The 20,601-nt window shown below is 61.8% G+C and carries 15 protein-coding genes and 2 pseudogenes; 4 read left to right on the plus strand and 13 right to left on the minus strand.

Annotated elements, in window-relative coordinates:
• Positions 1 to 182: 182 nt before the first annotated feature.
• On the minus strand, positions 183 to 1,760 hold the full coding sequence (gene guaA, locus SERRSCBI_RS18025) for a glutamine-hydrolyzing GMP synthase (protein ID WP_021504498.1): 1,578 nt from the start codon (positions 1,758 to 1,760) through the stop codon (positions 183 to 185).
• A gap of 103 nt (positions 1,761 to 1,863) precedes the next feature.
• Positions 1,864 to 3,327, minus strand: coding sequence for an IMP dehydrogenase (guaB, locus tag SERRSCBI_RS18030; RefSeq protein WP_004941460.1), 1,464 nt, complete (start codon positions 3,325 to 3,327; stop codon positions 1,864 to 1,866).
• A gap of 170 nt (positions 3,328 to 3,497) precedes the next feature.
• On the opposite strand from guaB, the gene xseA reads away from it, so the two are divergent.
• Complete coding sequence (xseA, locus tag SERRSCBI_RS18035) at positions 3,498 to 4,874, plus strand: exodeoxyribonuclease VII large subunit (protein WP_042785772.1); 1,377 nt, start codon at positions 3,498 to 3,500, stop codon at positions 4,872 to 4,874.
• A 3-nt stretch (positions 4,875 to 4,877) separates the two neighbouring features.
• Here the strand turns inward: xseA and SERRSCBI_RS18040 are convergent.
• Both SERRSCBI_RS18040 and SERRSCBI_RS18045 read right to left on the minus strand, forming a co-directional pair.
• Positions 4,878 to 7,243: pseudogene (locus SERRSCBI_RS18040) on the minus strand (TIM-barrel domain-containing protein).
• An 11-nt stretch (positions 7,244 to 7,254) separates the two neighbouring features.
• The gene (locus SERRSCBI_RS18045) at positions 7,255 to 8,565 is read right to left on the minus strand and encodes an MFS transporter (protein ID WP_042785208.1); all 1,311 of its coding nucleotides are present in this window, start codon (positions 8,563 to 8,565) and stop codon (positions 7,255 to 7,257) included.
• 360 nt (positions 8,566 to 8,925) lie between these two features.
• Between SERRSCBI_RS18045 and SERRSCBI_RS18050 the strand changes: the two genes are divergently transcribed.
• The 3 genes and pseudogenes from SERRSCBI_RS18050 to SERRSCBI_RS18060 all read left to right on the plus strand — a co-directional run bounded on the left by SERRSCBI_RS18050 (position 8,926) and on the right by SERRSCBI_RS18060 (position 11,424).
• On the plus strand, positions 8,926 to 9,996 hold the full coding sequence (locus SERRSCBI_RS18050; RefSeq protein ID WP_042785773.1) for a LacI family DNA-binding transcriptional regulator: 1,071 nt from the start codon (positions 8,926 to 8,928) through the stop codon (positions 9,994 to 9,996).
• A 62-nt stretch (positions 9,997 to 10,058) separates the two neighbouring features.
• Positions 10,059 to 11,084 (plus strand): M4 family metallopeptidase, encoded by a 1,026-nt coding sequence (locus SERRSCBI_RS18055; protein WP_042785209.1) that lies wholly within the window; start codon positions 10,059 to 10,061, stop codon positions 11,082 to 11,084.
• Positions 11,084 to 11,424: pseudogene (locus SERRSCBI_RS18060) on the plus strand (protealysin inhibitor emfourin). The gene SERRSCBI_RS18055 and the pseudogene SERRSCBI_RS18060 overlap by 1 nt, the downstream one beginning before the upstream one ends.
• Positions 11,425 to 11,428: 4 nt before the next feature.
• Here SERRSCBI_RS18060 and SERRSCBI_RS18065 read toward each other — a convergent pair.
• From SERRSCBI_RS18065 to pilW, 9 genes are all read right to left on the minus strand, one after another.
• A complete protein-coding gene (locus SERRSCBI_RS18065) occupies positions 11,429 to 11,650 on the minus strand; it encodes a zinc ribbon domain-containing protein (RefSeq protein ID WP_004941446.1) in 222 nt (73 codons plus the stop codon).
• Positions 11,651 to 11,663: 13 nt separating this feature from the next.
• A complete protein-coding gene (locus SERRSCBI_RS18070; RefSeq protein ID WP_042785210.1) occupies positions 11,664 to 12,620 on the minus strand; it encodes an AEC family transporter in 957 nt (318 codons plus the stop codon).
• Between the two features lie 99 nt (positions 12,621 to 12,719).
• Positions 12,720 to 14,210: a ribosome biogenesis GTPase Der gene (gene der / locus SERRSCBI_RS18075; RefSeq protein WP_004941442.1), complete on the minus strand. Its 1,491-nt coding sequence runs from the start codon at positions 14,208 to 14,210 to the stop codon at positions 12,720 to 12,722.
• 255 nt (positions 14,211 to 14,465) lie between these two features.
• Positions 14,466 to 15,647, minus strand: coding sequence for an outer membrane protein assembly factor BamB (bamB, locus tag SERRSCBI_RS18080; RefSeq protein WP_033644089.1), 1,182 nt, complete (start codon positions 15,645 to 15,647; stop codon positions 14,466 to 14,468).
• A gap of 11 nt (positions 15,648 to 15,658) precedes the next feature.
• Entirely contained in the window at positions 15,659 to 16,279 is a 621-nt protein-coding gene (locus tag SERRSCBI_RS18085; protein WP_033635592.1) for a YfgM family protein, read from the minus strand.
• A 13-nt stretch (positions 16,280 to 16,292) separates the two neighbouring features.
• A complete protein-coding gene (hisS, locus tag SERRSCBI_RS18090; RefSeq protein WP_025303909.1) occupies positions 16,293 to 17,567 on the minus strand; it encodes a histidine--tRNA ligase in 1,275 nt (424 codons plus the stop codon).
• A gap of 139 nt (positions 17,568 to 17,706) precedes the next feature.
• Complete coding sequence (ispG, locus tag SERRSCBI_RS18095) at positions 17,707 to 18,828, minus strand: flavodoxin-dependent (E)-4-hydroxy-3-methylbut-2-enyl-diphosphate synthase (protein WP_016929756.1); 1,122 nt, start codon at positions 18,826 to 18,828, stop codon at positions 17,707 to 17,709.
• 47 nt (positions 18,829 to 18,875) lie between these two features.
• A complete protein-coding gene (gene rodZ / locus SERRSCBI_RS18100; RefSeq protein ID WP_033644090.1) occupies positions 18,876 to 19,850 on the minus strand; it encodes a cytoskeleton protein RodZ in 975 nt (324 codons plus the stop codon).
• On the minus strand, positions 19,840 to 20,589 hold the full coding sequence (gene pilW / locus SERRSCBI_RS18105) for a type IV pilus biogenesis/stability protein PilW (protein ID WP_042785775.1): 750 nt from the start codon (positions 20,587 to 20,589) through the stop codon (positions 19,840 to 19,842). Before pilW ends, rodZ begins: the two co-directional genes overlap by 11 nt.
• Positions 20,590 to 20,601: the final 12 nt, after the last annotated feature.

Raw genomic sequence — 20,601 nt, forward strand, 5'->3', positions numbered from 1 at the left:
AAGCGCAGGCGGCTCCGTGCGGGCTGTCCTCTCCATTCGCGCCTCTCTCAACCTAGCCCTCTTGCGGATCGGAGGCCGTCTACGGCACAGGGAGCCAAACATCGGGTATAAAAAAACCCGCCGTTAAGCGGGTTTGGTTCTCATGTGCGGTTCACTGACGCCAGCCTACGCCGGACGCGGGATTACTCCCACTCGATCGTCGCCGGCGGCTTGCCGCTGATGTCGTACACCACGCGGGAGATGCCGTCCACTTCGTTGATGATGCGGTTGGACACGCGGCCGAGGAAGTCATACGGCAGATGCGCCCAGTGCGCGGTCATGAAGTCGATGGTTTCCACCGCACGCAGGGAGACCACCCAGTCGTATTTGCGGCCGTCGCCCATTACGCCGACCGAGCGCACCGGCAGGAACACGGTGAACGCCTGGCTGACTTTGTTGTACAGATCGGCTTTGTGCAGCTCTTCGATGAAGATGGCGTCGGCGCGGCGCAGCAGATCGCAGTACTCTTTCTTCACTTCGCCCAGCACGCGCACGCCCAGACCCGGGCCCGGGAACGGGTGACGGTACAGCATGTCGTACGGCAGGCCCAGTTCCAGGCCAATTTTGCGCACTTCGTCTTTGAACAGCTCTTTCAGCGGCTCGACCAGGCCCAGCTTCATCTCTTTCGGCAGGCCGCCCACGTTGTGGTGCGACTTGATCACGTGCGCTTTGCCGGTGGCGGAAGCGGCGGATTCAATTACGTCCGGATAGATGGTGCCCTGCGCCAGCCATTTCACCTGCTCTTGCTTGCAGGCTTCTTCGTCGAACACTTCAACGAACACGCGGCCGATGATTTTACGCTTGGCTTCCGGCTCGTCGACGCCCGCCAGCGCGGTCAGGAAGCGGTTTTCCGCCTCGACGTGCACGATGTTCAGGCCGAAGTGGTCGCCGAACATTTCCATCACCTGCTTGGCTTCGTTCAAGCGCAGCAGGCCGTTGTCGACGAACACGCAGGTCAGACGCTTGCCGATGGCGCGGTGCAGCAGCATCGCGGTCACGGAGGAGTCAACGCCGCCGGACAGGCCGAGGATCACGTGGTCTTCACCCACCTGCTCGCGGATGCGCTCAACCGCATCTTCGATGATGGTCGCCGGCGTCCACAGGGCCTCACACTGGCAGATGTCCAGTACGAAGCGCTCCAGCATGCGCTGGCCCTGACGGGTGTGGGTCACTTCCGGGTGGAACTGCACGCCGTAGAAGCGTTTTTCTTCGTTGGCCATAATGGCGAACGGGCAGGTATCGGTGCTGGCGACGGTCACGAAGTCGGACGGGATCGCGGTCACTTTATCGCCGTGGCTCATCCACACGTCCAGCAGCGGTTTGCCGGCCGGGCTGATGGCGTCTTCGATGTCGCGCAGCAGCGCGCTCTCGTTGACGATTTCCACCTGCGCGTAGCCGAACTCGCGTTCGTTGGAGCCCTGCACATGGCCACCCAGCTGCATCGCCATGGTCTGCATGCCGTAGCACACGCCCAGCACCGGCACGCCGGCGTTGAACACGTAGTCAGGGGCGCGCGGGCTGCCGGCTTCGGTGGTGCTTTCCGGGCCGCCGGACAGGATGATGCCGCTTGGATTAAATTCGCGGATCTGCTCTTCGCTAACGTCCCAGGCCCACAGTTCGCAGTAAACGCCGATTTCGCGCACGCGGCGGGCGACCAGTTGGGTGTATTGCGAACCGAAGTCCAGTATGAGGATGCGATGCTTATGGATATTTTGTGTCATGTGAGGCGAATTCCAGCAACAAGAGAAAAAGAGCGAAAATGTATGTTTTCGGGATGGGGCTTAGCGCCCCACCCCGGCCTCTCACTCAGGAGAGGTTAAGGCATCAGCCCATGCGGTAGTTCGGCGACTCTTTGGTGATGGTCACGTCGTGCACGTGGCTTTCCTGAATGCCGGCGCCGCTGATGCGCACGAACTCCGCCTTGGTGCGCAGATCGTCGATGGTGGCGCAGCCGGTCAGGCCCATGCAGGAGCGCAGGCCGCCCATCTGCTGGTGCACGATGGCTTTCAGCATGCCTTTATAGGCCACGCGGCCTTCGATACCTTCCGGCACCAGTTTGTCGGCGGCGTTATCGGTCTGGAAGTAACGGTCGGAAGAGCCTTTGGACATCGCGCCCAGCGAGCCCATGCCGCGGTAAGATTTGAACGAGCGGCCCTGATACAGCTCGATTTCGCCCGGAGATTCTTCGGTGCCCGCCAGCATGGAGCCGACCATCACGCAAGAGGCGCCCGCGGCGATCGCTTTGGCGATATCGCCGGAGAAGCGGATGCCGCCGTCGGCGATAACCGGAATACCGGTGCCTTCCAGCGCTTCCACCGCGTCGGCGATGGCGGTGATCTGCGGCACGCCTACGCCGGTCACGATGCGGGTGGTACAGATGGAGCCAGGGCCGATACCCACTTTCACCGCGCTCACGCCGGCTTCAGCCAGCGCTTTGGCGCCCGCCGCGGTCGCGACGTTGCCGCCGACGATCTGCAGATCCGGGTATTTGGCGCGGGTTTCGCGGATGCGCTGCAACACGCCTTCGGAGTGGCCGTGCGAGGAGTCGATCAGCAGGACGTCAACGCCTGCCGCCACCAGCGCATCAACGCGCTCTTCGTTGCCGGCGCCGGCGCCGACCGCCGCGCCCACGCGCAGACGGCCGTGTTCGTCTTTACAGGCGTTCGGCTTACGTTCCGCTTTTTGGAAGTCTTTAACGGTGATCATGCCCAGCAGGTGGAAGCTGTCGTCCACCACCAGCGCTTTTTCTACGCGCTTTTCGTGCATCTTCTGCAGCACCACGTCGCGCGCTTCACCTTCTTTCACGGTGACCAGGCGATCTTTCGGCGTCATCACCGCAGTCACCGGCTGAGTCAGATCGGTCACGAAGCGCACGTCGCGGCCGGTGATGATGCCGACCAGCTCGTTGTCTTCGGTGACGACCGGATAACCGGCGAAGCCGTTGCGCGCGGTCAGCTCTTTCACTTCCTGCAGCGTGGTGGCCGGGGTAACGGTCTGCGGGTCGGTGACTACGCCGCTTTCATGTTTTTTCACGCGGCTGACTTCTTCAGCCTGGCGCTCAATGGACATGTTTTTGTGGATGAAGCCCAGGCCGCCTTCCTGCGCCAGCGCGATGGCCAGGCCGGATTCGGTAACGGTATCCATGGCTGCGGACAGCATAGGGATGTTCAGGCGGATGGTTTTGGTCAGTTGAGTGCCGAGCTCTGCGGTGTTAGGCAGAACCGTGGAGTGGGCTGGAACCAGGAGGACGTCGTCAAACGTCAGAGCTTCTTTAGCGATACGTAGCATGGGCAATATCTCACCAGGGTGGGCTGTGAAAAAGATAAAATATTGCCGCGGCATTATACAGAGCGGAATCGGTTGCCTCCAGCACTTTCTTACAAAAAGTCTTGATTACCTTTTTCAGCCATGTAGTATCGACCAATTAAGTGATTGTTTTGAAATTTGATCTGGGTCACATGTCGCTACCTGTTTCGCCTTCCATTTTTACCGTAAGCCGCCTGAATCAGACGGTTCGCCAACTGCTGGAAATGGAAATGGGGCAGATTTGGCTCTCCGCCGAGATCTCCAACCTCTCCCAGCCCGCCTCCGGCCACTGGTATTTCACCCTGAAAGACGACCGCGCCCAGGTGCGCTGCGCGATGTTCCGCAACAGCAACCGCCGCGTCACCTTCCGGCCGCAAAACGGCCAGCAGGTCTTGGTGCGCGCCAGCATCACGCTGTATGAACCGCGCGGCGACTACCAGCTGATCGCCGAGAGCATGCAGCCCGCCGGCGACGGCCTGCTGCAGCAACAGTTCGAGCAGTTAAAACAGCGCCTGAGCGCCGAAGGGCTGTTCGATCAGCAGTTCAAGCAGCCGCTGCCCGCACCGGCCAAACGCGTCGGGGTGATCACCTCCGCCAGCGGCGCGGCGCTGCACGATATCCTGCAGGTATTGCAGCGGCGCGATCCGTCGCTGCCGATCGTCATCTACCCCACCTCGGTGCAGGGCGCGGAAGCGCCGATGCAGATCGTGCGCGCCATTGAGACCGCCAACCGCCGCGATGAATGCGACGTGCTGATCGTCGGCCGCGGCGGCGGTTCGCTGGAGGATCTGTGGAGCTTCAACGACGAACGCGTGGCGCGGGCGATCTTCGCCAGCCGCATTCCGATCGTCAGCGCCGTCGGCCATGAAACCGACGTCACCATCGCCGACTTCGTCGCCGACCTGCGGGCGCCGACCCCTTCCGCCGCCGCCGAACTGGTGAGCCGCAATCAGCTCGAGCTGTTGCGCCAGCTGCAGTCGCAGCAGCAGCGGCTGGAGATGGCGATGGATTACTACCTGGCGCAGCGTCAGCAGCAGTTCACCCGCATTCATCACCGTTTACAGCAGCAGCATCCGCATCTGCGCCTGGCGCGCCAGCAGACGCTGCTGTTCAAGCTGCAGCGCCGAATGGAAGACGGCATGCAGCAGCAGCTGCGCCTGGCCACCCGCCGCAGCGAACGCATCCAGCAGCGGCTGGCGCAGGTGCAGCCGCAGGGCCGCATTCACCGCTACCAACAGCGCGTGCAGCAGCAGGAATACCGTCTGCAGCAGGCGATGGAGCGCCAGCTCAACGCCTACCGCCAGCGTTTCGGCGTGGCGTGCAGCCAGCTGGAGACCGTCAGCCCGCTGGCGACGCTGGCGCGCGGCTACAGCGTGACGCAAACTCCGCGCGGCGAGCTGCTGAAAACCACCAAGCAGGCGCAGGTCGGCGAACTGCTGAAAACCCGCCTGCAGGATGGCTGGGTGGAAAGCGAGGTGAAAACCATCACCGTCGACAAAAAGCCGCGCAAGAAGCGCGCGGCCGAGTAAGCCCTACTCCAGCGTAAAACGCTCGCCGGGTTCACCGTTCACCCACAGCGCGCGCGTTTCGCCTTCCGGCAGGCTGAGCGTCAGCGTGCGCCAGGCCGGGCGGAAATGCCCTTCCGTCGTGATATCCACCATGATGCGCTGATGGTCGCAGCGCATTTCCCAGCGCAGCCACAGCGCATCGCCCTGCCGCCAGCCGTCGCTTTCGCCGTCGTCCTCAAACAGCAGCCCGCCGCTCGCCCCGCCGCCCTTGAGCGGAAACAGGCGCAGCTCGCGCCGATCGTCGGCGGCCACGTCCACATGCGCCAACCGCTGCGACAGCGGCAGCGCCGCCCCGGCGCGCACCAGCAGCGGCAGACGCTCCAACGGCGCCGCCAGCGTCACCGTCTGGCCGCCGCCGAACCACTGGCCGCTGTAGAAGCAGTACCAGCCTTCGCCATTATCCGGCAGATACACCGAACGGCGACGTTGCCCCGGCTCCACCACGCTGGCCACCAGCAGATCGCGGCCAATCAGAAAATCGTCGTTTTCGCCAAAGGTGCGCGCATCCTGTTCGTGATCGAGAAAAGTCGGGCGCAGCATCGGCTCGTCGTCGGCGCAGGCCTGCCACAGCAGCGTGTAGAAATACGGCAGCAGCCGGTAACGCAAGTTGATCGCCTCGCGCACCGCCGGGGTGGCGGCCGGGTACATCCAGGGTTCGTTGACCGTGGCGTCGTCATTCCAGGAGTGGATGGTGAAACGCGGGTGCATCACGCCGTTTTGTACCCAGCGCACCAGCAGCTCCGCGTCCGGTTTGTCACCGGAGAAGCCACCGACGTCGTGGCCGAGGTTATACAACCCGGACAGGCTCATGCCCAACCCCATGCGAATGTTGTAGCGCAGCGTCTGCCAGCTGGTGCGATTATCGCCGCTCCAGGTCTGCACGTAGCGCTGCATGCCGGCGCAGCCGGAGCGCGAGATCAGGTACGGCCGCCGCTGCGGCGCAAAGCGCAACTGGGCCTCCATCGAGGCGCGCATCATCAGCAGCGGCATCACCGGGCGGAGATGTTTGATGGCGATCGGCCGTCCAAAGCCGTGGCAGCGCGCTTCGCCGTCCCACACTTCGTACTCGTTGTTGTCGTTCCAGGTCGAATCGATGCCCATCTCCAGCAGCTGCTGTGTGACGCCCTGCTGCCACCAGCGCACCGTCGCCGGATTGGTGAAGTCGAGGTGCGATCCTTCGTCGTCCCAGAAGCTGGAGCGTTCCGGCGCGTCGCTTTGCGAATCGCGGATAAACAGCCCCTGCGCCGCCACCTCTTGATACTGCGGATGATCCTGCAGCAGGCACGGCTTGATGTTGGCCGCCAGCTTGAGGCCGGCGTCGTGAAACGCCTGGCTGAGCAGCCTGGGCTGCGGCACCTTGTCATAGTTCCAGTTAAACACGTAGCGTTTGTTGTTGATCGAGGTGTAGCCCGACGACAGCTGGAAAGAGTCGCAGGGGATGGCATGTTGGCGGCACAGCGCAATGAACTGTTGCAGCTGCTGCTGGGCGTCCGGCGCGTCGGTGTAGTACATGGTCGAACCGCTGTAGCCCAGGCTCCACTTCGGCCCGAAGTGGGTGCGGCCGGTCAGGCGCACGAACGCCTTGGTGACATCCAAAACCTTCGGCCCGAGGAACAGGTAGTAATCCAGATCGCCCGCTTCGGCCTGATAGCGGCGGTAGGCCGTATGGTAGTTGTCGATCTCGTTGCCCAGATCCAGCCAGCAGCTGCTCAGGTTGTCGTAGAACAGGCCGAAGCTCGCCTCCGGCCCGCGGGTGATGGTAAACGGAATGTGCTTGTACAGCGGATCGGTGCTGGCGGCGTTGTAGCCCATCGCGTCCAGGTTGCGCATCTCGAAGCGGCGGCCGGTGCGTTCCAGATCGCCGGCCTTCTCCCCAGGCCGTAATAGCGCTCATCGGCGAAACGCCGCTGGTAATGCGCCACGCCGTCGCCGTGCGCGTTGAGCAGGTAGGCGCTGGTCGGCCGATCCGCCGCCAGCGGCCGCCACTCGCCGGCGGCATTGCAATACTCCCACGCCAGCCACAGCGGCTGATGCACCGTCACGCGCAGCAGCGGCGTGCTGACCACCAGCCGATCGCCCTCCCGGCGCAGCTGATAACCCGGCAGGCTGAAACCGGCGACGCTGAGCCGATCGCGCCCCTCCCAGGGCACATCCTCCTGCGGCGCAATGCTCCAGGTGCGATCCAGCGCCAGCTCGCCCTCACGTTTGATCAACACGCGGAACAGACCGTCTTCCAGCACGTACAGGCAGAAACGGTGGCGTTCATCGACCAGCAGCTCGACGTAGTCGGCATGCTGCGCCGCCAGCGTCCAATTTTTCAACGTTTTCATACATATTCCACTTAGCTGTGTGAAGGGGTTTTCTTACCGCCGCGCTCGGCGATCAGGGTGATCAAGAACAGGGCGCCGATCAAATCGAAGAAGCCCATCGCGATAAACAGCGGGTTGAAACCGAGGGTGTCGGATACCGCGCCGATCAGGAGCGTGAACAGGAAGCTGGCGATCCAGGCGCTGGAGCCGCGCATGCCGTTGACCGTCGCCATTTGGTTCTTATCGAACGATTCCACCACCAGGGCGCTGAGCATGCAGGAGATCACCTGATGGCCGAATCCGCCGATCGAGATCAGCGCGATCGCCACATAGGGATCTTGGGTGATCGCCACGAACGCCAGCGACACCATCAGGAAAGCGCCGGTCACCGAGCTGGCGACCACCGAGTTGACGCGGCTGCAGCCGAACCATTTGCGGTATAGCGTGGTGAGATAGCCGCTGGCGACGCTGCCGATATCCGCCGCCAGAAACGGCAGCCAGGCGAACATCGCGATCTGCTTCAGATCCATGCCGCGTTCGGTGGCCAGGTACAGCGGCACCCAGAAACTGAAGACCGCCCAGGCCGGCTCGGCGAGAAAGGCCGGGATGGCGATGCCATAGAATTTCTTGTTCTTGCACAGGCTGGCCAGCGAAGTGAAGAACGGCAGCTTCGGCAGCACCGGCTCGTTGTCTTCACGGATCAGATCCAGCTCTTGTTGGCTGAGGTTCGGGTGCTGCTGGGGCGAGTGGTAGAACAGCCACCACAGCACTACCCAGATCAGCGCCAGCCCGCCGGAGAACAGGAACGCGCCCTGCCAGCCGAAGGAGACGTGGGCGATGACGATGATCGGCGGCGCCAGCATGGCGCCGATGGAGAAACCGACGCCCGCCCAGCCGGCGGCGATCGGACGCTCCTTCTTCGGGAACCAGTCGGAGATCGCCTTGGCGTTGGCCGGAGTGGCCGCCGCCTCCGCGCCCCCCATGAAGAAGCGCAAAATGGCCAGTTGCAACCAGCTGCCGGCGCCGGCGTGCAGCATGCACACCACCGCCCAAATGCCCGCGCAGATCAGAAAGCCCATCTTCAGGCCGATGACGTCGATCAGCCAGCCGCAGATCGGCTGAAATACCGTATAGGCCAACTGGAACGACGCCACCACCCAGGCATATTGCTCGGTGCTCATGTTCAGGCTGGTTTTCAGTTCCGGCGCCAGAATGCCCAGCGAGTTGCGGGTAATGTAGTTGACCGTGACGCCCAACAAGAACAGCGCCAGCATCCACCAGCGTAGCGATTTGAACTTGCGCCGGCCGCTCTGCGCGACCGTCTGATTGATCTCCACACTCATCGGTTCTCTCCCCGCGGCCGCCCGTGACAACGACGCGCGCATTGGTAGGGTACATTGCGCTATCAAAAGGGGACGGTGAACACAGGCCAACGCCCGCATAACAGACCGGCAGTCCATCACAACCCCATGATTTATTTTTTGTTTTTCTTCTTTGCACACCGTTAAAATTGGACTGACAAGTCGTTAAAATTGGTGTACCAATGCAGACTACTCAGCGATCACGCACAGCGAAACGGGGTTTTTTGCAAAGATTTTCACAGGCGGGTGAAAAAATAGTCATAATGGCCGCAGGATCCAGTCAAAGTGCTGAAAAGCCGCAGTGAAAATATTCTCATGGACGAATTTGAAGGAGATCACAAAATGAACGGAAAGCTGAAAATCCAGGAGATCGCCCGCCAAACCGGGCTGTCGATCAGCACCGTTTCCCGCGTGCTGGCGGGCAAGGCCAACACCAGCGCCGAAGCGCGCCGCAAGGTGCTGGAATGCGCGCAGCAAAACGGCATTCTACAGGGCATTTCCAGCGGCCGACTGATGTTGAACAATGTGATGGTGTTCGCGCCGCAGCGCGCGTTCGACGTGCGCACCGATATCTTCTACTACAAGGTCATTCAGGGCATCGCCGCCGCACTGATGCAGCACGAGGTGCGCATCCGTTACTGCGGCCTGGAAGAGCAGCACAGCGACGGCGCGCTGTTTCTGGAAAAAATGAGCGATCCGCACACCGAAGCGGCGCTGATCATCGGCATCGACGACGAACACATCCATACCCTGGCGGCCGATCTGCCCAAGCCCTGCGTGCTGATCAACTGCACCGATCGGCAGATGCGGCTGGACAGCGTCTCGCCGGATCATCAGCTGATCGGCGACTATTCCGCCAGCTATCTGTTCCAGCAGGGGCACAGCCATATTCTCAACCTGCAGTGTCTGCGCCGCCACACCATGGAGCTGCGGCTGGCGGGCATCCGGCAGGCCTACGCGCGGCATCATCTGCCGTTCGACGACGGCCGCCATCTGGTGACCACTTCCGGCTTCGGCAGCGAAGAGGCCGAACAGGCGCTGAGCACCTACCTGAACCGCGCCCCGCTGCCGACGGCGATCCTGGCCGGCGGCGACTACATGGCGGTCGGGGCGGTCAAGGCGCTCAGCAAGCTGGGGCTGAGCGTACCGGGCGACGTATCGGTGATGAGCACCGATGGCTTCAACCTGGCGGAAATACACGACGTGCCGCTGACCTCGGTACAGGTGCCGCGCGATGAGCTGGGCTACGAGGCGATCCAGCTGCTGCAGCGGCGCATGCTGCGCGCCGACGCGCCGCCGTGCAACCTGCTGCTGCATGGCCGGTTGGCGGTACGCGCCTCGGTGCGGCGCATAAGTCCCCACAAGACCACCCCGGCGGTGAGCACGCATAACCACAGGCTTTATGACGAGTAGACTACACTTAGGCTCAGTGCATTCATTCGATGAGGTAAATTTTTTGCCTAAGGAGAGCCACTATGCCAGCCCAGCGCATGCGTTCCGTCATTCCTCCCTACATGCTGCGCCGCATTATTGAACACGGTAACGCCCCGCAGCGCGACTGCGCGCTGCACACCCTGAACCACGTGCAAAGCCTGCTCGGCAACAAGCCGCTGCGTTCACCGACCGAGAAAAACGCCCGAGCCGGCGAAGCGCTCCGCGATATCTACGACGCCCAGAACGGCACCCAACTGCCCGGCAAACAGGTGCGCAAGGAGGGCCAGCCCAGCAACCACGACGTGGCGGTGGACGAGGCCTACGACTATCTCGGCGTCACCTACGATTTCTTCTGGCAGGCCTACCGGCGCAATTCGCTGGATAATAAAGGGCTGCCGCTGGTCGGCAGCGTGCACTACGGCAAGGAGTACCAGAACGCTTTCTGGAACGGCCAGCAGATGGTGTTCGGCGACGGCGACGGCGAGATCTTCAACCGTTTCACCATCGCCATCGACGTGGTCGGCCACGAGCTGGCGCACGGCGTGACCGAGAGCGAGGCTGGGCTGATCTACTACCAGCAGTCCGGCGCGCTCAACGAATCGCTGTCTGACGTGTTCGGTTCGTTGGTCAAGCAATTCCACCTGCAGCAAACCGCCGATAAAGCAGACTGGCTGATCGGCGCCGCTCTGCTCGCCAAGGGCATCAAAGGCAAAGGGCTGCGCTCGATGTCAGCGCCCGGCACCGCCTACGACGACCCGCTGCTGGGCAAAGACCCGCAGCCTGCCAGCATGAAGGATTACATCCAGACCAAGGAAGACAACGGCGGCGTGCACCTCAACTCCGGCATTCCCAACCGCGCGTTCTACCTGGCGGCAACCGCGCTGGGCGGCTTCGCCTGGGAAAAAGCCGGCTACGTCTGGTATGACACAGTGTGCGACAAAGCGCTGCCGCAAAACGCCGACTTCGCCACCTTCGCCCGCGCCACGGTGAAACACGCGCAGGCGCGTTTCGATCAAAGCGTGGCGGACAAGGTGCAACAGGCCTGGCATCAGGTGGGGGTGGAGTAATGAAACCGCTGCCGACGCTCAATCAGGATACGGTCATTGAGCTGGCGCGCGAGGGAGGCTTCGCCTACATTCCTAAACTGGCGGGCCAGCGCCGCATTGCGCTGGCCGATATCACGCCGGAGCAACGGCAGCGCCTGAATCAGTTGCTGAATCAGACTCTGCCGTACGCCCAGGAAGAGGGCCAACCCAACTCCCCGGCTGCGGCGACCAGCGCTACTACCGCGTACAGATCAACTACACCAGCCCCACCCTGAGCACCGAGATCGTGCTGTTAATCCCGGAAAGCAGCGCGCCGCAGGCGCTGGTGGATCTGTGGAAAACCGGCCAGGTGGATGAGTGAGGGCTTACAGCGGCTGATAGCTGAAATTCACCCGTTTTTTGGAGATCAGCCCGTGCCCGTTCTGGCACAGGTAATCCACCGCCCCGCAGGCCTTCAACTCTTGCAGCGGCTGCCCGCACTCCGGGCAGCTCGCCAGCTGCCGATAATCGCGCTGACAGGCGGCACAATGGTAGTGACCCGCTACCCAATTCATGGTCTGACGACAGTGCGGACAATGCGCATCCATAACGGCTCCCAGGTTAAATCGCGCCCCATGAGCGCAAGAAATAGATCCCCAACGCGGTGGTGAAGAACGACCCGACGGTGGTGATAGCGATAATGTTGGCCGCCAGCGTGGCGTTGCCGCCCATAGCGCGCGTCATCACATAGCTGCCCGAAGCGGTCGGCGTGGCGGAAAACAGGAAGATAATGCCCAGCGCCGCCCCCTGAAACCCGCACAGCCAGCCGGTCAGCGTCATCAGGAACGGCACCAGAAACAGCTTGGCCGCCGACGACAGCGCCGCCACGTTGGACGAGCGGAACATGGCGCGAAAATCCAGGCTGGCGCCGGTGCACAGCAGCGCCAACGGCAGCGACAGCGCGGAGATATAGCTGCCGGTCTGGCGGATCACGGTCGGGATGCCCAGCCCGGTTTGCGCATACAGCAGCCCGCACACCAGGCCGATGATCAGCGGATTGGTGACAATGCTGCGCAGCAGCGACAGGTGGCTGATTTTCTTGCCCTGCCCGCCCTGCAGGCTGCGCGTGAGGGTGATGACCGACAGTATGTTGAACAGGATCACGGTCACCGTCAGGTACAGCGAGGCGAGCGCAATGCCTTCGCTGCCGTAGGCGGTCATGGCGTAGGCCAGACCGACGATGGCGGTGTTGGCGCGAAACCCGCCCTGCACGAACACCCCGCGCTCACGCGGTTCTTTCACCACCCACCTGGCCGCCAGCTCCAGCAGCAGGAAGGTCGCCAGCGTGCCGACCGCGCCGAACAGCACCAGCGGCAGATTGCCGAGCAGCTGCGGATGGTTGGTGGCGATGCTGAAAAACAGCAGGCACGGCAGCGCCAGATTGAACACCAGGCGGGTCGCGCCGTCGACGAAGCGGTCATCCATCAGGCGCCAATGGCGCAACAGGATCCCCAGCAGCATCATCAGCAGATTCGGCACGGTGACGTCGAACGCAAAACTCCAGGTTTCCCAGGACATGGTGTTCCTTCAGACAGGCGAGGTAATCTTCAGATAATAAAACGATTTCGGGCCAATAAAAAAGGGGCGCGGCATCACTGCCGCGCCCCTCATGAGCGATTACTTGCTCTTTTTCAGGTGGCTCATCAGGCGTTTGCGCTTACGCATCTGGGTCGGCGTCAGCAGGTTGCGTTTGCCGGCGAACGGGTTGTCGCCCTCTTTGAACTGGATGCGGATCGGCGTCCCCATCACGTTCAGCGAGCGACGGAAGTAGTTCATCAGGTAGCGCTTGTACGAATCGGCCAGATCGCTGACCTGGTTGCCGTGGATCACCACGATCGGCGGGTTGTAACCGCCGGCGTGGGCGTATTTCAGCTTCACGCGGCGGCCGCGCACCAACGGCGGCTGGTGATCGTCAACCGCCATCTGCATGATTTTGGTCAGCATCGAGGTGTTTACGCGACGGGTTGCGCACTCGTAGGCTTCCTGCACCGATTCGAACAGGTTGCCGACGCCGCTGCCGTGCAGGGCGGAAATAAAGTGCACACGCGCGAAGTCGACGAAGCCCAGACGCAGATCGAGCATCTCTTTCACGTGCTCGCGATCTTCTTCGCTCATGCCGTCCCACTTGTTGACCGCAATCACCAGTGAGCGCCCACTATTGAGGATAAAGCCGAGCAGCGAGAGGTCCTGATCGGAGATGCCTTCACGCGCGTCGATCACCAGCAGCACCACGTTGGCGTCTTCAATCGCTTGCAGGGTCTTGATCACCGAGAATTTCTCGACGGTTTCGGTCACCTTGCCGCGTTTGCGCACCCCGGCGGTGTCGATCAGCACGTATTCGCGTTCGTCACGCACCATCGGAATGTAGATGCTGTCGCGGGTGGTGCCCGGCATGTCGTACACCACCACGCGCTCCTCGCCGAGGATACGGTTAGTGAGCGTAGACTTACCTACGTTCGGGCGGCCGACGATCGCCAGTTTGATCGGCAGATCCTGCGGATTGAACGCTTCTTCCGGCTCTTCGTCTTCTTCGCCTTCCAGCGTTTCGCCGTTTTGCTCGGCCCAGTAAGCGGCGTTGGCCTCTTCCTCGGTCAGCTCGACGTCTTCCGGTTTTTCCGGCACGAACGGCACCAGCACGTGTTCAATCAGCTGGGTCACGCCGCGGCCGTGAGAAGCGGCGATAGCGAACACTTCACCCAGACCGAGCGAGTAGAAATCGGCGGTGGCGGTGTCCGGATCCAGACCGTCGGTCTTGTTGGCCACCAGGAATGTCGCCTTCTGGCGGCTGCGCAGGTGCTGGGCGATGCCCTGATCCGCCGGCATCAGGCCGGCGCGGGCGTCGACCATGAACAGCACGATGTCCGCTTCTTCGATCGCCAGCAGCGACTGACCGGCCATGCGCGTTTCGACGCCGTCTTCGGTGCCGTCGATGCCGCCGGTATCGACGATGATAAATTCATTGCCTTCGATTTCAGCACGACCATACTTGCGGTCACGCGTCAGCCCCGGGAAATCCGCCACCAGCGCATCGCGCGTATGGGTTAAACGGTTGAACAAGGTGGATTTACCCACATTCGGGCGCCCGACCAGCGCGACGACAGGTATCATTGTTGAAGCCTCATTACTTAATAATCAATGCGTTACTGCACTGTGGATAGACACCAGCGGTGCAGCTTATAAAATACGAAACGGCCCCTGAACATTCAGGAGCCGTTTTCCCCTTCATCTTTCGCGCCACAGCGGCGTTGTCTGCGCACCTTCGCCTCGGTCACTTAGCTCACTAAGCTCCCGAGGACTCATGCGCTTGCCGCCTGGCTGCAACCCGAAATCATTCGGATGCAAGAAGGGATACGACGAGCGGCGTTAGCGGGTGAAAGCGTAAACTTTCCCGCCGCGAGCCTGGATGATCAGCTTGTCGCCGGCCACCATCGGCGCAGACAGGAAGCCGGAGCTGTCCACTTCCTGCTGGGCGACAAAACGGCCATCGGTGGTGTTGACCCAGTGCAGATAGCCTTCGGCGTCACCGGTCACCAGATAACCATTATACATCACCGGCGGCGTCAGGTTGCGGTGCAGCAGATCGCTTTGCGTCCACACGGTCACGCCGCCTTCGGTGCTGAGCGCCACCACGCGATCGTTCTGGTCGATCAGGTAGATGCGGCCCGCATCGACGATGAAATCATTCACCGAACCCAGCTCGCGTTTCCAGATGATCTGACCGGAACGCAGATCCAGCGCCGTCAGGTTGCCGTTGTAACCCAGCGCGTAGACCACGCCGTCAACGATCACCGGCGTGGTGTCCACGTCGTTCAGGCGATCGATTTCGGTCGCGCCGCTCGGCTGAGAAATGCGCTGTTGCCAGATCAGCTGGCCCTGCTGCATCAGCACGGCGCTGACGCGGCCGTTGTCACCGCCGACGATGGCGGCGCCAAAGGCGACGGCCGGCGCGGATTCACCGCGCAGCGACAGCGAAGGCATGTCCAGGTTAACCGTCCACTTCACCGCGCCGTCGGCTTCGTTCAGCGCCTGCAGCATGCCGTTGGAGGTATGCACCAACACCATGCCGTCGCTGACAACCGGACGGGAGATCGCTTCGCCGGCCACTTTGGTCTGCCAGGCGATGGCGCCGTCGGCGGTGTTCAATGCGTAAACCACCGCTTTTTCGCTGCCGACGTAAACCTTGTCACCCGCAACCGTCAGGCCGCCCGACAGCAGCGCAGACAGGTTGCTGGAGAAGAAGCCGGTCTTCTCGGAAAGATTGACCTTCCACTTCTCGTTGCCGCTGTCGGCGTCCATCGCTTTCACGATGCCGAAGCGATCGGCGGCGTAAATGGTGCTGTCCTGATAGGCCGGGCGCAGGTGGGAGTAATACTCACCGATACCGTCGCCCACCGAGGTGCTCCACGCCTTGTTCGGCGTAAACTGATTTTCAACTTTCGGCAACGGCGACATGGTAACCACGTCTTCTTCGCTGTTAAACAGCGAGCAACCACTCAGCAAGGCAGCGGAAACCAGTCCGACCAAGAGTGTTTTACGCAATTGCATGGGAATTCCCCTTAGCTGGACAAGTTATTCAATTTCATGCGCAGCAGAACCTGCAGCGCTTGAGAAGCGTTGGACTCAATGCCTTTGCTGTAAGCTTCGCGCGCGCCCTTGGCGTCGCCCTTCGCCAGCAGCACATCGCCGCGCACATCCTGCATCATCGCCGCCCAGCCTTCGCCTTTCACGCCATCCAGCGTTTTCAGCGCTTCATCCAGCTTTTTCTCCTGCAGCTGGACGCGCGCCAGACGCAGGTCGATCATCGCCAACAGGTTGTCGTCTTTGGTCTGGCCCTGCGCCAGCGCCAATTGTTGTTCCGCCTTGGCGAAATCATTCTGTTCGACAAAGTGCTTGGCCAACTGCAGCGCGGCCAGTACGCCGTAGCTGTTGCCGTTGGCCTGGACAAATTTCTCTGCGGCAGCCACGTCATCCGGCTTGCCGGCCGCCAGACGATCGCTGGCTTCCTGATAGGATTGCGATGCCGCCATCATGTTGGAGTTTTCATGGCTCTGCCAGTAACGCCAGCCAACCAGGGCACCAATTCCGAGCACCACGCCCACCGCCAGCGCTTTGCCGTTCTCGGCAAAGAACCGACGCAGTGCGTCGACTTGTTCGTTTTCAGTGGTATAGACTTCCACGGTGTCCTTCTCCTTAACCTAACATCAAAGCCAGACGCGCAGCGACTTCGCTTTGCGCCAGCGTTTCTTGTTCACCACTGCGCAGGTCTTTCACCACCACCTGCTGCGCCGCCACTTCGCTCTCGCCCAGGATCAGCGCGATGCGCGCGCCCCATTTGTCCGCACGGGTGATCTGCTTCTTGAAGTTGCCGCCGCCGTAATTGGTCATCAGCTTCAGCTGCGGCGCCGCGTCGCGCACCTGTTCAGCCAGCTGCATCGCCGCGCTCTGGGTGCCCGCGCCGGAAGAGATGACGTACACGTCAATAGCCGACGGCGCCTTGAATTCCGGGTTGACCGCCTGCACCAGCAGCACCAGACGCTCCAGGCCCATGGCGAAACCGACCGCCGGGGTGGCGCGGCCGCCCAACTGCTCGACCAGACCGTCGTAACGGCCGCCCGCGCAGACGGTGCCCTGCGCGCCCAGGCTGGTGGTCACCCACTCAAACACGGTGCGGTTGTAGTAATCCAGACCGCGCACCAGGCGCTCGTTAACGGTATATGGGATACCTGCCTGCGCCAAAAGTTCACACAGACCAGCGAAGTGAGCACGGGATTCTTCATCCAGGTACTCGGACAGGCGCGGCGCGTCGTTCAGCAGCGCCTGCACCTCAGGATTCTTGGAGTCCAGCACGCGCAGCGGGTTGCTGTACATGCGGCGTTTGCAGTCTTCGTCCAGCACCTCGACGTGCTGCTCCAGGAACGCCACCAGCGCATCGCGGTAGTTGGCGCGCGCCTCCAGCGAACCGATGGAGTTCAGCTCCAGCTTGACGTGCTCGGCGATGCCCAGCGCTTTCCACCAGCGGGCGGTCAGCAGGATCAGCTCGGCGTCGATATCCGGGCCTTGCAGGCCGAACACTTCCGCACCCAACTGATGGAACTGGCGATAGCGGCCCTTTTGCGGGCGCTCGTAGCGGAACATCGGGCCGATGTACCACAGACGCTGTTCCTGATTGTACAGCAGACCATGTTCGATGCCGGCGCGCACGCAGCCGGCCGTCCCTTCCGGACGCAGCGTCAGGCTTTCGCCGTTGCGGTCTTCGAAGGTATACATCTCTTTTTCCACGACGTCGGTCACTTCGCCGATCGCGCGTTTGAATAACGGGGTCTGCTCTACAATCGGCAACCGGATTTCGCTGTAACCGTAGCCGCCCAGCACCTGCTTGAGGGTGCCTTCAATACGCTGCCATAATGCCGTTTCTTCCGGCAGGTAGTCGTTCATGCCGCGGATGGCTTGAATGTTCTTTGCCACGTGAGTTCTCTGTCCGTTGTCTGTAAAAATGAACCTGATTATAGGGACTTTGCCGCCCGGTATTCAACGCGGATGCGGTTTTCCGCCCTTCAGGTGCATAAACAAGCGGGCCAACAGGCCCGCCGTGTAGCGATAACGCTTATTTTTCCAGCAGATTGACCGTGATACGGTTGCTTTCGTCCATCATCGCGGCCTTGGCGCGAATCTTCGCTTCCAGCTGGTCGATCATCTGTTCGTTGTCGAAACGCTCTTTCTGGCGCACGCCGTCTTCGTAGAAGCCGCTCTTCTTGTGGCCGCCGGTCACGCCCATGGTGGACACCAGCGCTTCGCCCGGGCCGTTCACCACGCAACCGATGATCGAGACGTCCATCGGCGTGATGATGTCTTCCAGGCGCTGCTCAAGCGCGTTCACCGTGCCGATCACGTCGAACTCCTGACGCGAACAGGTCGGGCAGGCGATGAAGTTGATGCCGCGCGCGCGGATGCGCAGCGACTTCAGGATATCGAAACCGACTTTCACCTCTTCGACCGGATCCGCCGCCAGCGAGATGCGCAGGGTATCGCCGATGCCTTCAGACAGCAGCATGCCCAGGCCGATGGCCGATTTGACCGACCCGCTGCGCGCGCCGCCGGCTTCGGTGATGCCCAGATGCAGCGGCTGATCGATGCGCGACGCCAGCAGACGGTAGGATTGCACCGCCAGGAACACGTCCGACGCCTTGACGCTGACCTTGAACTGGTCGAAGTTGAGGCGATCGAGGATATCCACGTGGCGCATGGCGGATTCCAGCAGCGCTTCCGGCGTAGGTTCGCCGTACTTTTCCTGCAGATCTTTCTCCAGCGAACCGCCGTTGACGCCGATGCGAATCGGGATGTTCTTGTCGCGGGCGCAGTCCACCACCGAGCGAATGCGCGATTCGTTGCCGATGTTGCCCGGGTTGATGCGCAGGCAGTCCACGCCGTATTCGGCAACCTGCAGCGCGATGCGATAATCGAAGTGGATATCGGCGACCAGCGGCACGTTGACCTGCTGCTTGATCAGCTTGAACGCCTCGGCGGCGTCCATGGTAGGAACCGAAACGCGGACGATGTCGACGCCCACGCGCTCCAGCGCTTTAATCTGATTAACCGTTGCTTCAACATCGGTGGTACGGGTGTTGGTCATCGACTGCACAGCAATCGGCGCGCCATCACCAATAGGCACCTTGCCGACGTAAATGCGTGTAGATTTTCGACGGTTGATGGGCGCTTGGTTATGCATTACTTACTCTCCATTGCTGCTCTGACATCACGACCGGGGCCGCGCGATTACTGCGCGGCGACGGTCAGGCGAGCAACACGGTTTGACTTAACGAACCGGCTCAAATCAACCGGTTTACCCTGATACTGGATCTGTACTGCCGCCGGCGCGCCGATGGTCAGTTTGTACGGCGCAGTGCCGGTCAGGTTCAGCTTGCCGCCCTGCTTCTGGGTGCCGCTGAACAGCGTTTTACCGCTCGCGTCGGTCACCTGCAGCCAGCAGTCGGCGGAGAAATCCATCACCAGCGCGTTCGGATCGGCCGCCGGCGCAGCCACGCCCGCATCGGCGGTCGGCAACGGCGATTGCGCCGCCGGCGCGGTTTCCGGCAGGGTGGTCTGGCTTGGCGACACCACGGCAGGCTGTTGCTGAGCCGCGCCCGGCGTCTGGGCGGTCGCCGCCGGCGCCTGAGCCGCTGCGCCGGTATCGGCCGGCGCGGCGCTGTTGTCGGTCAACGGCACGTTGGTGCCGGCGTCGGCGTTGCCGTCCGTCAGCGGCACGGACTGCCCTTCGTTATTCTGTGAAAGCTGCGCGGAGGATTGATCGGCCATGGTGGCGATCTCTTCCTGCTGCGCCTTGTGGTTTTGCCACCACCAGGCGCCGGTCAGGCCAATCACCACGAACACGATAAGCCAGGTGAAGCTCATCAGCCAGCCGTCGCGTTTCTTGCGGCGCTTGCCCAGCGAGAAGCTTTGCATCGGCGCCACTTTCGCCATCTTCAACGGCGCCTGCTTGGCCAGCATCGGCAGCAGTTCGTCTTCCGGCAAATGCACCAGCTTGGCGTAGGAACGGATGTAGCCGCGCACGAAGGTGGACGCGAGGTCAGCGGACACGCTGTCTTCCTCGATATCGCGCACGGTGGACATTTTGAGACACAGGCGTTCTGCAACGGCCTGTTGGCTCAGCCCGAGTTGCTCACGGGCCTGACGCAGGCGCTGGCCCGTCGTCATGGATACGGTTTTATCTTGGGAGGCTTCAGTATTCATTAGCTAAGAACTGCTGGTACTGTTTGGATTGTGGAAAACTTCGCGCTAACTGCTTGCCATAGCGTTGAACGCTATCCTGACGGCCGGCTAACGCGGCGAAACGAATCTGTAACCATAAGCTGCTGGCGCTAGCCGGCAGAACATGCTGATAAACATCCAATAAAAGTTGCGACTGGGCGCGCTTCCCTTCTCCAAATTGCTTTTCGGCCTCCGCCAACAGCGGAGCGCCTTTGTCCGGATCGACTTTCAGCGCGCGGCTCAACAGCGTGCGCGCTTCATCGTTTTGTCCGGCCTTGAGAAAACAGTAACCTGCGTTTTCCAGGCTGTCGGCGACCTGACCATAATCGGGCGCCAGCGCCGCAGCGCTAAACTGCTGTTGCGCCGGTACATACTGCCCTAAACTGCAAAGAAACGCACCGTAATTATTCAGTACGGTGCCATTGCCCGGCGCAAGTTTGAGCGCTTGCCGATAACGCTGTTCGGCCGCGGCGTTTTCACCGATCCGCTGCGCGTAGAGCGCCATGCCCAACTGCGTGCGGTAGTCCTGCGGGGCCGCGTCCAGCGCCTTTTCCAGGTTCTGGCGCGCGGCGTCCATGTCACCTTGCTGCAGGTACTCCAGCCCCAGCTGCAACCGCGTCTGGCCCGCCTCAGCGACCTGTGCTTCCTTTTCCGGCGATGAGCCGGAACACCCGGCCAACAATCCGGCCGCCAGCCACACACCCCACAGTTTCAGCTTCATGCCCGCATTCAT

This window comes from Serratia sp. SCBI (genome assembly GCF_000747565.1).
In the GTDB taxonomy this organism is placed as follows: domain Bacteria; phylum Pseudomonadota; class Gammaproteobacteria; order Enterobacterales; family Enterobacteriaceae; genus Serratia; species Serratia ureilytica.